This window comes from Terrimonas ferruginea DSM 30193, from assembly GCF_000425585.1.
Classification (GTDB): Bacteria; Bacteroidota; Bacteroidia; order Chitinophagales; family Chitinophagaceae; genus Terrimonas; species Terrimonas ferruginea.
The window spans coordinates 203,569-217,613 of record NZ_AUDS01000015.1; the positions used below are offsets into that span (position 1 = coordinate 203,569).

Genomic DNA, 14,045 nt, shown 5'->3' on the forward strand with positions numbered 1-14,045 from the left:
GATCATGAAAAAGATATTTTTTCTTCTACTCGCAGGATGCTTCCTTAATTCCTGCACCAAACTGGATCTGAATCCGCTGTCGGAAGGTTCAAGCGAAAACTGGTATTCCGACGAAACGGAGATCACACTCGCACTAAACGATCTCTACAGGACCTACGTCTGGGGGCTTGAACAAAATCTTGAAACAGAACGGATGACTGATAACTGGAGCCAGCGCCAGGCGGTGCATGCGTTTGCAGCCGGTTCTGTAACCAGTGAGTGGACTTTGGCAGAGGATACCTGGCTTAATACATATAAAGGCATTACCCGCGCCAACACGATTCTTAATAGTCTTGATAACGCAGCAGGACAGATTTCAGAAACCAAACTGAAACAACTGGCGGCTGAAGCGCGTTTCATGCGCGCGGTGTTCTATGGCCGTTTGGTTTTCCTGTATGGTGATGTGCCCTTTTATACTGATTACATTGATATTGAAGCGGCGTTCCGCCTCGGACGTACCGACAAGAATACGGTATTGCAACAGGTATACAGCGATTTCGATTATGCCATCGCCAATCTTCCGGTAAGTTACAGTACGTCTGAATTGAAAAGAGCGACCAAAGGTGCTGCGTATGCTTTCAAGGCACGCACCGCGCTTTACATGGGCGAGTGGGCCATGGCGCGTGATGCTGCCAAAGGTTGTATGGACCTGAACGTTTACAGCCTGCATCCCGACTTTGCTGAATATTTCTTATCCAGAACACGTAATTCAAACGAAACAATTTTTGCTCTGCCCCAATCACTGGCACTGGGACAGTTTTGGGCCACGACCAATTTCTATCCGCGTACACCCGGCGGTGGTGCGGTAGCGCAACCTTCCTGGGAATTGTTTGCCGCCTTCTCCTGCACCGACGGTTTACCGATCGATGAGTCACCCTTATACAATCCGCGTAATCCTTTTGTGAACCGTGATCCGCGTTGTGCGATGACCATCGTGGAATTCAATACGCCTTTCCTTGGATTTATTTATGATCCCAACCCGTACAGCATACGTGTACAGAACACCGCAACCGGCGCATTGGTCAGCAACAAAGACACGCGCAGCGTAGACCAGTTTGCCGCTTACAACGGCCTTGCGTTGAAAAAAGGGGTAGACGAAGAATGGTCCGATGACAAACGTTCCGATTTTGATATCCGCATCATGCGCTATGCAGATGTGCTGCTGATGTATGCGGAAGCAAAAATTGAATTGAACGAGATCGATCAGTCTGTCCGCGATGCCATCAACCGTGTACGTGCACGCGCTTATAAAGTGGCGATCACGGAAACGACACGTTATCCCGCGGTAACAGCAACTACGCAACCGGCACTCAGGAAAATTTTACGCAATGAAAGAAGAGTGGAGCTGGCCTGGGAAAACCGTCGCTTCGATGACATCATCCGTTGGAGAATAGCGGAGAAGGTGTTGACCAAACCGATCTACGGCATGCTGGATCCCAATGATCTCAAAACAAAAGTGGTGGATCGCGGACTCTGGTTTTTCCCTTCGGTAACGGAAATCGATGACGAATGGCTGCCGGATTTTGGCCCCATGCACAGCACCGGTCTCATCAAACTGATGGTAGCACGTAACTTCGACAAAACACGTCAGTACCTGTGGCCGATCCCTTCAAAAGAAGTGATCATCAACCGCAACCTGACACAGAATCCAGGCTATTAATATAAGCAATGATTAAAGCAATAACAGCAAGCAGATGGAAGATGCCGCCGTCGAAAAGACGTTGGCTGATCATCGCCGTGATCTTCATTGCCATCGTATTCAATTACGTGGACAGGCAGATTGTATCGATCCTGAAACCGGTGCTCAAGGCGGAGTTCAGCCTCGATGATAGCGGTTATGCTGTTATTCTGAACATATTCACCATCTGTTACGCAGTAATGTATCCGGTAACGGGATGGATGGTTGACCGCTTTGGTGCGCGGTTGGTGATGTTTTTCGGCATCATCACCTGGTCGCTTGCCTGTATAGGTGGCGGTATTTCACGCACGATCGGACAGTTCGGTTTTTTCAGAGGATTGCTTGGCGCGGCCGAGCCGACAAATTTTCCCGCACAATTGAAAGTGGTAACGGTATGGTTTCCCGGAAAACTCCGCGCCACGGCCAATAGCCTTTGCGTAGCAGGAAGTTCGATTGGTGCCATCATCGCTCCGCCGGTCATTGCCTGGATCGCGATAAGTTATAGCTGGCAGACGGCTTTCATCGCCATGGGTGCTATCGGTTTACTCATCGCCATCTTGTGGCGGCTGGTATACCGCGATCCGCCAAAAGATATTTTACAGGAAGCCACCGGATCAGCACCCGTTGCGGAGGAGGTTGCTTTCAAATGGAAAGATCTCTGGAAAACAAAAAGCCTCTGGGGCATTTTGCTCATCCGTTTTGTGAGCGACCCGGTCTGGTATTTCTGTTTGTTCTGGCTGCCGGGCTACTTGCAGGAGCAATCAGGTCTCACCCTGGCACAGGTAGGCATGTTTGGATGGATTCCTTTTTTATTCGCAGATCTGGGCGCTATCGGCACTTCGGCCTGGTCGGATAAATTGGTAAGAAAAGGTTATGCTCCCTTGCGTGCAAGAAAGATCATGCTCACTACCGTTGCCTGTGTAAGTCCGCTTTGCGCGCTTACGCCTTACCTAAGCAGCGCCTGGTCAACCCTGCTGGTTTTCAGCATCGTGGCGATCGCTTGTTTGAGTTGGTTATTTACCATCAGTGTAGTGGTAGCAGAGGCTTTTCCGGTGAAAAATGTAGCGAGTGTATTGGGGATCGCCGGAGGTTTCGGCGCACTGGGCGCGGTGTTGTTCAACTATTTCGTAGGGCAGTTCATGGGTACATTGGGTGCAGGTAAAATATTTATGGCAATGGCTTTCCTGCATCCCATCGCCATACTGATACTCTGGACCATGGTGCGACCCGAAAAGCCATCGGTTCAACCGGTAGTGAAATAATTTATAAAAATACGATCAGATGAAAAATACAACAGTGAATACCATCACGGAGCCGGCAAGAGAGATACCGGTAAGAAAAGAAACAGATGTACTCGTGATCGGCGGTGGCCCTTCAGGTATCATGGCCGCGCTGGCTGCAGCGGAAGACGGACTCGATGTTACGTTAATCGAGAGCAGAAGTTTTGTAGGCGGTAACCTTACCATCGGCTTGCCGATATTGGGTTTTCTGGGACAAAAAGGAAACCAGATCATCAAAGGGCTGCCGCAAAAACTGATCGATCGCCTGAAAGCCGTGCAGGCTTCGAGTGAACACCGTCCCTGTCCGCTGCACATGAGTCTTACCCTGGTAGAGCCGGAAGCAGTAAAGACCGTAGCGCTGCAAATGCTGACCGAAGCAAAAGTAGATGTCTTGTTTTATGCCTTCTGTGCAGGCGTAGTGAAAGAAGAAGACGAGCTCAAAGGCGTAATCATCGAAAGCAAAGCCGGCCGCGAAGTGATGCTGGCCAAAACGATCATCGACTGTAGTGGTGATGCCGACGTGGCTTACCGAGCGGGCGTTCCCTGCGAGTATGGCAATGAACAAGGCGGCGTACAACCGCCGACACTGATGTTCTGCCTGGGCGGTGTAGACACGGAAAAATTGCGTACCAGCGTTGCGGAAGAACCACGCACTTACCTCACGGACTTCATACCTGCCGAATACTTCGGACAAAACAACCAGTTTGTATTGGTAGGTATGCGCAACCTCGTAAAAAAAGCGCAGGAAGACGGACTGACCTTAACAACCGAGAGAACGATCCTGATCACCGGTTTACGCAAAGGAGAAGTGTGGGTGAACATGACACGGGTGAATGGCGTAAACGGAACTGATCCCGGAAGCCTCTCGCATGGCGAGATAGAAGGCCGCAACCAGATACACGATATCCAGGAATACCTGATTAAATATGTGCCGGGTTTTGAAAATGCTTACTTCCTCAAAACCGCACCCTTCCTCGGCATCCGCGAAACCAGACGCATAGAAGGTCAATATACCATGACGCGTGAAGACATCTTGTCCTGCCGTCATTTTGATGATGCGATCGCTGTAGCGAGTTATCCGCTGGATATCCATCATCCGCAGGGAGGTGGCTGTACATTGGAATGGTGTGGCGACTGTTATGATATTCCTTACCGCTCACTGATTCCGCAGCAGGTGAAAAACCTGATCGTTGCGGGACGTTGCATTTCCACCTCCCATGAAGCGATGTCTGCCATCCGCGTGATGGCGCCCTGCATGGCCATGGGCGAAGCAGCCGGCCGCGCGGCAAAGATGGCGATCCGCGAAGGCGTTCAACCGGCAGATATCGATGTAAAGAAATTGCAGGAAGAACTGAGAGAGAAGGGCGCTTATTTGAGAGAAGGTGTAAGGTATAAGGTATAAGGTGTAAGGGAGAAGGTGTAAGGTTGATTCACTATTCACCATTCACTATTCACGATTGACGATTGACTCCCGAAGCATCGGGATCACGATTCACAATTCACGCGCTATGTGTTCAACCAGAAGAAATTTTATCAAAGGCCTGAGTGCCGCTGCATTATTGCCCGTGCTGCCATCGTTTGGGGCAAATACAGGAGATGGTAAACAGGAAAAATATCATCGCCTGCTCACGGCAAACATCCGCGTTGCCTTAGATGAAGACGTGGAAAAAGGAGTAGGCTGGCCGCAACGAAAAGACATTTGTTTACAAATTATAAAAAACAAAAAGCCTGATATCATTGCCTTGCAGGAAGTGCTGACAGTGCAGGCAGAAGACTTCCGTCAATATTTTAAAAACTTTCAACTGCTCGGATTTGATGGCCCTGAAATGGATGAACATACCACAGGGTACCACGGTATCGCCAAAAATCCCATTCTTTTTTCCCGCGAAAGATATGAACTGCTGGGCGCCGGTACTTACTGGCTTTCTGAAACTCCATTAGTTGCGGGCAGCAAATCATGGGACACCGCGAGAGCCAGGCATGCCAACTGGGTGCGACTGCGCGAACGCAATACCGGCAAAGAATTCAGGGTGGTGAACCTGCATCTCGATCACGTTTCCGAAAATGCAAAGATCCGCCAACTGAAAATGGTGGTGGAGGAAAGCGCGCAATATCAGCCCGGTTTTCCGCAGCTGCTCGCGGGCGATTTCAATGCACGCCGTGAGAGTGAGGTATTTGCATCTATAAAAACCGCGGCCTGGAAAGAAGCGTATGAAACCATTCACGGAGAAGTGGAAGCCGGATACACTACCCATGAATTCAACGGAGAAAATTATCCCAAAGGAGCTTCAAAGGGCCGTATCGATTTTGTATGGTATCGTGGAAAAGTGAAGTCTGTTGCCGCAGGCATCATCAGGGATTCTATCAAGGGTAAATATCCGAGCGATCATTATTTTTTACAAACCGATCTGATTATCGAATAAGCAGTGTATGAAAACAAAAAAACTAAGCTGGCTTTTGTTGTTGTTGCTTACCGGCAATCTGCTGTTTGCACAGGAGAAATACAGCAAACCCGCACTGGAACAAAAAGGATCATGGTCCATGATCATGATACCCGATATCCAGAACTATGTTAAATGGAACCGTAACCAGCCCGTGCTCGACATGATGATGGCCTGGATCGAGGACAATATCGATACGCTCAACATCAAGATGGTGGTTTGCACCGGCGACCTCGTGGAACAAAATGATATCATCAACCGGGGCGAAGATGGTGATCAGTCTGCCCAACGTCAATGGGAAACATCAGCGCGCGCATTTTCCCGTCTCGACGGCAAAGTTCCCTATATCACGGCTACCGGCAATCATGATTACAGCATCGATCGCCAGGGTAACCGCAATACCAGGTTCAATGATTTTTTCTCCATTGATAAAAACTGGCAGAACCGCAAACTGATCGTGCAGAACACGACCAATGAAGCCGGGCAGCCGACGATTGAGAACTCCGCTTATGAACTGAAGTCGATGAACGGAAAGGATTATCTCTTTATCACCGTTGAGTTTGGTCCGCGCGATACGGTGCTGGCCTGGGCGCGACGGGTAGCGGAGATGAAACAATACAAAGATCATCGTATCGTATTACTCACACACGCATTCCTCAGTGAGAAGGATCAGCGCACATCCGGTGAAATCCGCTGGATCATCTACGAACCTTTTGCCATCGATAATAAAATCCAGAAATCTGACCGCATCAAAATGCCCTTTGCCAACAACGGCACACAGATATGGGAAAAACTCGTGCAGCCCGCTTCGAATATTGAAATGGTGCTTTGCGGGCACATCTCAGGTGAAGGTTACCGGCAGGATAAAAATGCCTCCGGCAAAACCGTGCACCAGGTATTGTTCGACGCACAGTCGATGGGTGGTGGTCACCGTAACGGGAATGGAGGAGATGGCTGGCTGCGCATCTTCGAGTTTTTCCCCGATGGCAAAACTGTTAAGGTAAAAACCTTCTCACCCTTGTTCGCTATCTCACCTTCCACACAATCACTTGCCTGGAAGAAAGATGTGCGCAATGAGTTTACGATGAAGTTTGACTGATCAGTCCCGCCGAAGGCGGACTATTTTTTAAAATATTTAATGAGAAATATGCGAGTACTTGTAACTGCCCCTTATCATGAAAAAGGATTGTTTGATGTGAAGCAGGGGCTGGGTGAGGTGATCTATCGTCCCTGGAAAGAAAATGGCCGTGCCTACAACGAAGAAGAATTGCTGGCACTTTTATACGAAACCGAAGCCGAGGCACTCATCACGGAACACGATCATGTGACTGCCACGGTGATCAATAAAAATGCGCATCTGCAGTTTATCGGCGTATGCCGCGGTACACCTTCCAATGTGGCGCTCGAAGCTGCAAGCGCGCACGGCATTCCTGTATTTTATACGCCGGCAAGAAATGCGCAGGCCGTAGCAGAATTGTTTATTGCCAACGTCATCACTTTTCTCCGCCGCACCCTGCCCGCTATACAATGGTTGAAAGACCGCCAATGGGATCATGGTGCCCATACTTCTTACCTGCAATTTAAAGGCAATGAGCTCGCCGGAAAAAAGATCGGCATGGTAGGCTTTGGAGCGATCGGGCAGTTGATCGCACGCATGGTCGAGCATTATCCCTGCCGCATCGCTTTCTATGATCCGTTTGTAGAAGCCGGCGCCTTTCCCGGTTATGAAAAAATGAATCTCGAAGAACTCTTCAGCACTTGTGATATCGTTTCCATACACCTGCCCGTAACAGCCGATACCAAAGGAATGGTCGATGCGCACCTGCTGCAACGGATGAAACCCGATGCCTTGTTCGTGAACACCGCAAGAGCGGTAGTGGTAAACCGGGAAGATCTTTACGAGGTGTTGTCAACCGGCGCTATCCAGGGAGCCATCCTGGATGTATTTGACAATGAGCCGCCGGATGAGCTCGACTATAAGATCATCGACCTGCCCAATGTACTGGCAACGCCGCATATTGCAGGTGCCACGCATGAAGTGGAAGATCATCATGTTGATATACTGAATGAAGTACTGGAAAACTGGTTTGTGCATAAACAACACAGTGCGCTTCGCCTTGCCAATCGCGACATTTTATCCAGCTACATCCAGTAATAAAATTTTTATATGCAAAAACAGGAAGCATACCTGGTATTGGATATCGGTACAGGAAATGTAAGGTCTGCCGTAGTTACCCCGTCGGGAAAAATACTAGGCGTGGCACGCGCAGATATCCGTTACTACCGCGATGAACATTATCCCGAATCGATTTATTTCGAGCCGGGTGAATTGTGGCAGCAATTGCAATCACTCACACGCGAAGCGCTGGACCAGGCAGGGCCGGTGGTACTGAAGGCTGCTACCACCACCAGCCAACGTGAAGGAATTGTGTTGACTGATCATTCAGGCAAGGCGCTCATTGGTTTGCCCAACATCGATCACCGCGGTCGCGAATGGGAAGATCATTTCCCCGGTAAAAGCCGTATTTATCAACTAAGCGGAAGGTATCCGACCTCTTTGTTCTCTGTGTATAAATTAATTGGTGTACGGGAGAAAAGAGCGGCAATATGGCAGGATACCGCGTTTTTCCTGAGTATCAGCGATTGGGCGGCCTGGGAGTTGAGCGGCATGGCCGTATACGAACATTCACAGGCATCAGAGACATTATTGTATGATGTGGCGGCCGGGCAATGGAGCGCCGAGCTGGCAACGATGTTTAACATCGATCAAAAAATGTTGCCGGCATTGAGTTTGTCAGGATCGGTGGTAGGAAAAATAAAAACCGGTGTGGCGACTGCCTGGGGTATCGATAAAGACATGCAGATCGTGACAGGCGGCGGAGATACGCAGATGGCGATCAAAAGCACCGGCCCCTCGGTTGGCGACGTGGTGATCGTATCCGGCACGACCACACCCGTGGTGAAACTAGAAGGAACATATATCACGGATAAGCAGGAGCGTACCTGGACAAGCCGCGACATTGAGAACGGGCGATTTGTATTTGAAGCCAATGCCGGTGTAACAGGACTGAACTATCAGCGATTGAAAGAAATATTTTATCCGAATGAAGGGTATGAAGTAATCGAACAGGAGTTACATGCGTGTACGTACACACAATGTGTCGCATCGTTAGGCTCGTTGGTGGCTGGCGATAAAAAGCCTGTTATCCGCGGAGGATTTCTGTTCCCCGTCCCCGTTGCACATGAATTAACAAGAGGCAGCTTTGTATGGGCAACCCTGATGGATATTGCATTCTCCATAGCAGAAAATTATAAAGTACTGGCGGATGTGTCGGGGCATGAAGCGGCACATATCTGGGCGTGCGGCGGAGGGTTGCAAAGCAAAACGCTGCGCGCAATGATCGCTGCCATCACGGGTAAAGAGGTGAGAGTGAAAGCGGGTTTTGAACAGGCGTCAGTTGCGGGTGCAGCCCTGCTGTGCAATGAAGCGTTGCAGGTATCATCTGATCAACCGGAAAATGAAAAAACAGACAGCATTCTCCCGGATAACGGGGAAGCGGAAAAATACCGTTCCTTCTATCAGCAATGGAAAGAAGCGCGTGAACAATGCCGCGCCATCAGTTAAATAAAACATGAGCAGTATATATTTTATCGGAATAGATATCGGCACGCAAGGTGCGCGGGTAGTGATATTGGACGAAACAGGCAGGCAGCACGCCGCGGCAGAGGAAGTTTTTCAGCTAAGCGGGCGCTCGCGTGAAGAACAATCGCCGGTGGAATGGTGGGAAAGTTGTCTACGACTGGTGCCGGTTGCGCTGTCTCAATTGCCCGATCGGGAACAAGTGAAAGCCATTGCTGTAACGTCTACATCGGGTACTATCATTCCCATCGATAAACAATACAACCCGCTTCATCCCGCGATCATGTACAGCGATCCGCGATCGGCGGAAGAAGCGAAGCGATGTAAGGATATTGCGGAGCGAAGCAATGTAAAAGGTTACAAGGCCTTTAATGCATCCAGCGGGCTGCCGAAGATGTGTTGGTACCTGCGTCATTTCCCTGAAAAAAAAGAAGCACTCCATCAATTCATTCACGCCGCCGATTTTATCAACGGGCGGCTGAGTGGTATTTATGAAGTGACGGATTATACGAATGCGATGAAGTCGGGTTACGATTTGCATAACAACAACTGGCCCGCATATATCAGTGAAGAATTGTGTATAAGTCCCTTGTGGTTGCAAAAAGTAAGACCATCGGGTGAACCGGTAGCCTTTATCCTTCCTGAGTTGGCCAGACAGTGGGGGGTGAAAGCAGATGTGGTAATCACCACCGGCATGACGGACGGATGTGCATCACAGGTAGCCTCCGGTGCGGTGAGTCCTGGTCAATGGAATACCACTATCGGTACAACACTGGTGATAAAAGGTGTAACAGCTAAAGAACTGATTGATCCGTCCGGAGCCATCTATAATCATCGTCACCCATCGGGTTACTGGATGCCGGGTGGAGCAAGTAATACGGGTGCAGACTGGGTGAGTCGCTTATTTGAAGGACAGGATCTGAATGAACTGGGAAAAAAAGCAGGACAGTTGTTACCGGTGGAGGTGATGGCGTGGCCATTGCTGCAGCCCGGAGAGCGGTTTCCGTTTGTGGCACCCGGGGCGCGGGGCTTCTGGCCCGATGATCAACCGGCGGAACTTATCTTTGCGGCCTGTATGGAAGGTGTGGCGTTCATCGAGCGGTATGCCTACTTACAGATCAAACGCTTGTCGGGTGAAAAAATTGATAATATATTTTCGGCAGGTGGTGGAAGCAACAGTGATACCTGGTTGCGCATACGCAGTGCAGTGCTCAACAAACCGGTGAAGAAAATGAAAAATGTAACAGGCGCTGCGGGCGCGGCTGTACTGGCGGCATCGAAAACACATTTCCAGTCGCTGGAAGAAGCCGCTGCCAGGATGGTGCATCCGGAATTGACAGTAGAGCCAGACCCGGCACTGATAGAACCGTATAGAAAAAAATACCAGCTGTTTATCGACGAATTGACTAAAAGAAAAATACTTCCCTGAATATGTTAACCGTTTATTTGTTACGTCATGGACAAACGGCATGGAATGCCGATAACAACCGTTATTGCGGCCGCACCGATATATCATTGACGGAAAAAGGGATGGCGCAGGCGCAGGAGGTCCGTTATCAGCTGGAAGGAATTGAATTTGCGAATGTGTATTCGTCGCCGCTGCAACGTGCGTATACGACGGCGCAGATAGCATCGGGTGGTGAAGTGGAAAAAGACCAGCGTCTCATAGAAGCGGACTTTGGTAGTTGGGAAGGAAAAACCAAAGAAGAATTTATTGCAGAAAATGCTGCGGGCTGGGATAACTGGCTGCGTGATCCTTCGTCTTGTCGCGCCGGAGAAACGGGGGAGACCGGGGCGGAAATTGTAGCGCGTGTGGATGACTTTTTCCGGTCGGTACAGGAAAAGTACCAGCAGGGTAATATCATGGTGGTGGCGCACAATGGCATCAACCGGCTGTATATGGCGTATAAATTGGGGATGCCATTAAGTAATTACCGGCAGTTAGTGCAGCAAAACTCTTCGATAACCTGTTTCACGCTGGATGAAAAAGGCATGTTGACACTGGAATTGCTGAATTCCCGGTTGAGGTGATGGTTATAATTTATTCAGTGTGAAAATTTTTTCTAATTGTTTATTGGTGATGCGGGCGGGTGTCGTACGCATGATAAAATTCCGGAGGGCGATGCCTAACGGATTTTTCAGGTGAGAAAGCTTGCCGATTTTCCAGCTTACGTTAACAATCCCGTGTGTTTTTTCTCTTCTGAGTTCCGGGTAAAGTTCAAATGCTTTTTTGATCGAATGTTTTTTCAGTAATTCTCCTAAAACATAGGCGTCTTCGATGGCCTGGCAGGCACCCTGACCAAGATTGGGCGTGGTGGCATGAGCGGCATCCCCGAGCAGGCAGAGATTTTCTTTGAACCAGTTATTAAACGGCTTAAGGTCTAAAAGCGGAGCAATGTTGATACGCTCCTGCGGTGTTGTATCCACGATGTCGCGGACCAGCGGATGAAAATCGTTGAGAAAAGGCCTGATATCGGTATTGTTTCCGGCCATCTCTTCATTGAGTACAAAATACCAATAAACCTGTTTGTTGTTTAACTTAACAAACCCGAAACGTTTACCCTTTCCCCAGGCTTCGTTGGCTTCGTGTTCATATTTTCCCGGGAGAGGAATATCCGTCACGCCCCGCCAGCAAAGCTGTCCGGAATTGCGCAATTCATTTTCTTCGAATAAAATAGTCCGGACTTTCGAACGCAGCCCGTCGGCTGCAATTACATATTCATGCTGGCAGGTAGTTCCGTCTTCAAATTCAATCTGGTAGTTTTTCCCGGGGATGATGTTTTTCACCTTTTTGTTGAGTGAAATGTTTTGGTAACCGGCTTCACCGGCCAGTATATTGTGAAGGTCGGAGCGGTGAATAGCCAGGTTAAAGACCTTGAATTTTTTCTCGAACAGGTGCAGGTCTGTTGTGGAAATAGGTTTCAGACCGGGCCGGGTAAGATGGATCATGGAAATGCGGTTGCCATGTTTTATCACTTTCCCGTCAACACCGAAATGGCGCAGTACCTGCATGGCATTATTGGCGAGAATGATGCCGGCACCAACCGGTTTGAGTTCTGGTGCTGCTTCATAAATCCTGTAATGAATATTTGCGTGTTTCAACGCGATAGCTGTGGTTAATCCGCCTATTCCGGCGCCGATGATGGCTATTTGCATGTGCATGGGCTGTTTTGTGCTGCAAAATTCCTTTGGTACGGTAGCAAAAACGTTCACTTAAGTTAATTAGTAATTCTTTTACGGATTCGGCTGAGTGACTGAGGAGTGATACCCAGATAACTGGAGATATATTTCTGAGGAATTTTCCGGATAATTTCGGGAGATTTCTGAAGCAGGTTGTGATAACGTTGTTCCGGGTTATAAAACAGTAACTCTTTGATCCGGCGTTTTGCATCGAGAAAAACGATGTCGGCCGTTTTTTTACTGAAGTGCAGCCAGAAAAGATCGCGGTCAATCAGCTGCTGAAGTCCTGCTTTATGGAACACCAATACTTCGGTATCCAGCATTGCTTCCAGCCTGAAGTCGGATGGTTTGCCCGAAATAAAACTCTCATAATCGCCGAAAAAGTCGCCGTTCACCTGCAACAGGAAGCTGACATCGGCGCCGTCGTCTGTAATGCAATAAGTGCGGATAGCACCTTCGGAAACATAGCCCAGCCAATCGCAGGTAACGCCTTGTTGTACTATTAAATCGTTTTTTCGGTAACGCCTGACAGTAGTAACCGACATGAATTCTTTCATGCGGGAATTGCTTAATTCAAGCCTGGCGGCAACTTCAGATTCGTTTATCATGAGCGGGGTACAAAAATAGAGAAATGTACTTTCCGTAATGAATTTTGCCGTTTCGATAAGAAACAGCATGGGGATGCAGCGTTGCCGGTTTAAAAGTTATCAGCTATTAAATAACACGTAAACCACCAAAAATGAAAAAGAACCTGCTTCTTTTAATGTTGCTGTTAATCAACGTACTTTATGTAAGTGCTCAGCACGGTACAAGTGCGTTTAGTATCGAACCGAATGCCGGCATCAGTTGGCGGGATGGAGGCGCTATTGGCGGAGGCGTATTTTTAAAAGGACAATTGGGGCTTGGCAACCGTTCATCGGTGACGTTGTCGGCAGGATATCTGTCATTTGGCCAGGACAATAAAAACACCGGTAAAAATGACCAGGTGCGTCTGGTTCCTGTAATGGCAGGTTATAAATATAGTATGGGTGCGTTTTATATAGAGCCGAAAGTAGGTGTAGGGGAAATAGGTGGGCGTTATGATATCGGCGGGGACTATGCGCGGCCATCGGAATTTGGTTTGTTTTACGGGTTGGGTGCAGGCTGGGATTTTAACCGGTTTTACCTGGAGTTGAACCTGAGTACGGGAGCGCAGAGCCTGGAAAGCGGGCAGGACAGGTATTTGAAAAACGGGCAGTATCTGTTTAGTGGGATCAAAGCAGGTTTTTATTTCTTCAAGCGGCAACGTGAGAAAAAATAAAAAGATAAATGTTTCGCTGGCTAATAATCGGCTACCCTCGAATGCAATAAGAGAGAGACGAGGTAGTGAAAACGGCTGGTGATCTTCGCCAATTCAGATTTACACATCTCTGCGAGAGCCACCCAAAGCATACATTCCAATCCATGGTTCGTGTATACACCATAGCCGTCAACTTAGTGTTAGAGGAAGAAACGGTTTGTTTCAAGGGAACTGAGTCTGAAAGCGATCAATGAGATAGCCGGTAAGTTAAGCGCCATTTTTTCACCGCAGCAGTTAAATGCGTTGGCACTTCAAACAGGATTGATCCAACGTAAACGCAAATTGGGCGTGGAGAGTTTTGTGCGGATGTTGTTGTTTGATCAGTATGAGTATGGAGCGGCAAGCCTGCAGCAACACAGCCTGAAGCTATGGCAGCAGGAGGCTGTTTGTATGAGCCGGCAGGCGCTGGATAAGCGGTTCACGCCGGGTTCAGTGGTCTTCGTAGAAG

General features: G+C 48.8%; 13 protein-coding genes. 11 read left to right on the forward strand and 2 right to left on the reverse strand.

The annotated features are described in order from the left end of the window. Positions 1 to 4 precede the first annotated feature (4 nt). The 9 genes from H608_RS0106340 (at position 5) to H608_RS0106380 (ending at position 11,109) form a co-directional block, all read left to right on the forward strand. Positions 5 to 1,699: a RagB/SusD family nutrient uptake outer membrane protein gene (locus H608_RS0106340; RefSeq protein ID WP_028786934.1), complete on the forward strand. Its 1,695-nt coding sequence runs from the start codon at positions 5 to 7 to the stop codon at positions 1,697 to 1,699. A gap of 8 nt (positions 1,700 to 1,707) precedes the next feature. Further along, positions 1,708 to 2,979, forward strand: a complete 1,272-nt coding sequence (locus H608_RS0106345; RefSeq protein ID WP_245565728.1) for an MFS transporter — start codon at positions 1,708 to 1,710, stop codon at positions 2,977 to 2,979. A gap of 19 nt (positions 2,980 to 2,998) precedes the next feature. Next, positions 2,999 to 4,399 (forward strand): FAD-dependent oxidoreductase, encoded by a 1,401-nt coding sequence (locus H608_RS0106350; protein WP_028786936.1) that lies wholly within the window; start codon positions 2,999 to 3,001, stop codon positions 4,397 to 4,399. Between the two features lie 106 nt (positions 4,400 to 4,505). Beyond that, complete coding sequence (locus H608_RS0106355; RefSeq protein WP_028786937.1) at positions 4,506 to 5,420, forward strand: endonuclease/exonuclease/phosphatase family protein; 915 nt, start codon at positions 4,506 to 4,508, stop codon at positions 5,418 to 5,420. 7 nt (positions 5,421 to 5,427) lie between these two features. Then, positions 5,428 to 6,537 carry a metallophosphoesterase gene (locus H608_RS0106360; RefSeq protein WP_028786938.1) on the forward strand — a complete coding sequence of 370 codons (1,110 nt, stop codon included), beginning with the start codon at positions 5,428 to 5,430 and terminating at the stop codon, positions 6,535 to 6,537. Positions 6,538 to 6,585: 48 nt separating this feature from the next. Further along, entirely contained in the window at positions 6,586 to 7,593 is a 1,008-nt protein-coding gene (locus tag H608_RS0106365; protein ID WP_028786939.1) for a 2-hydroxyacid dehydrogenase, read from the forward strand. A gap of 12 nt (positions 7,594 to 7,605) precedes the next feature. Continuing rightward, complete coding sequence (locus H608_RS0106370) at positions 7,606 to 9,063, forward strand: FGGY-family carbohydrate kinase (RefSeq protein ID WP_028786940.1); 1,458 nt, start codon at positions 7,606 to 7,608, stop codon at positions 9,061 to 9,063. Between the two features lie 7 nt (positions 9,064 to 9,070). Continuing rightward, positions 9,071 to 10,507 (forward strand): FGGY-family carbohydrate kinase, encoded by a 1,437-nt coding sequence (locus tag H608_RS0106375; RefSeq protein WP_028786941.1) that lies wholly within the window; start codon positions 9,071 to 9,073, stop codon positions 10,505 to 10,507. A gap of 2 nt (positions 10,508 to 10,509) precedes the next feature. Further along, positions 10,510 to 11,109, forward strand: coding sequence for a histidine phosphatase family protein (locus H608_RS0106380; RefSeq protein WP_028786942.1), 600 nt, complete (start codon positions 10,510 to 10,512; stop codon positions 11,107 to 11,109). A 3-nt stretch (positions 11,110 to 11,112) separates the two neighbouring features. On the opposite strand, the gene H608_RS0106385 is transcribed toward H608_RS0106380, so the two are convergent. After that, positions 11,113 to 12,234, reverse strand: a complete 1,122-nt coding sequence (locus H608_RS0106385; protein WP_028786943.1) for an FAD-dependent monooxygenase — start codon at positions 12,232 to 12,234, stop codon at positions 11,113 to 11,115. Between the two features lie 62 nt (positions 12,235 to 12,296). Then, positions 12,297 to 12,866 carry a Crp/Fnr family transcriptional regulator gene (locus H608_RS0106390; protein WP_211227037.1) on the reverse strand — a complete coding sequence of 190 codons (570 nt, stop codon included), beginning with the start codon at positions 12,864 to 12,866 and terminating at the stop codon, positions 12,297 to 12,299. Positions 12,867 to 12,997: 131 nt separating this feature from the next. Between H608_RS0106390 and H608_RS0106395 the strand changes: the two genes are divergently transcribed. After that, positions 12,998 to 13,558, forward strand: a complete 561-nt coding sequence (locus H608_RS0106395; protein ID WP_155990071.1) for an outer membrane beta-barrel protein — start codon at positions 12,998 to 13,000, stop codon at positions 13,556 to 13,558. A gap of 282 nt (positions 13,559 to 13,840) precedes the next feature. Further along, positions 13,841 to 14,045: hypothetical protein (locus H608_RS0106400; RefSeq protein WP_028786946.1), on the forward strand; the 205-nt coding region annotated here is incomplete at its 3' end.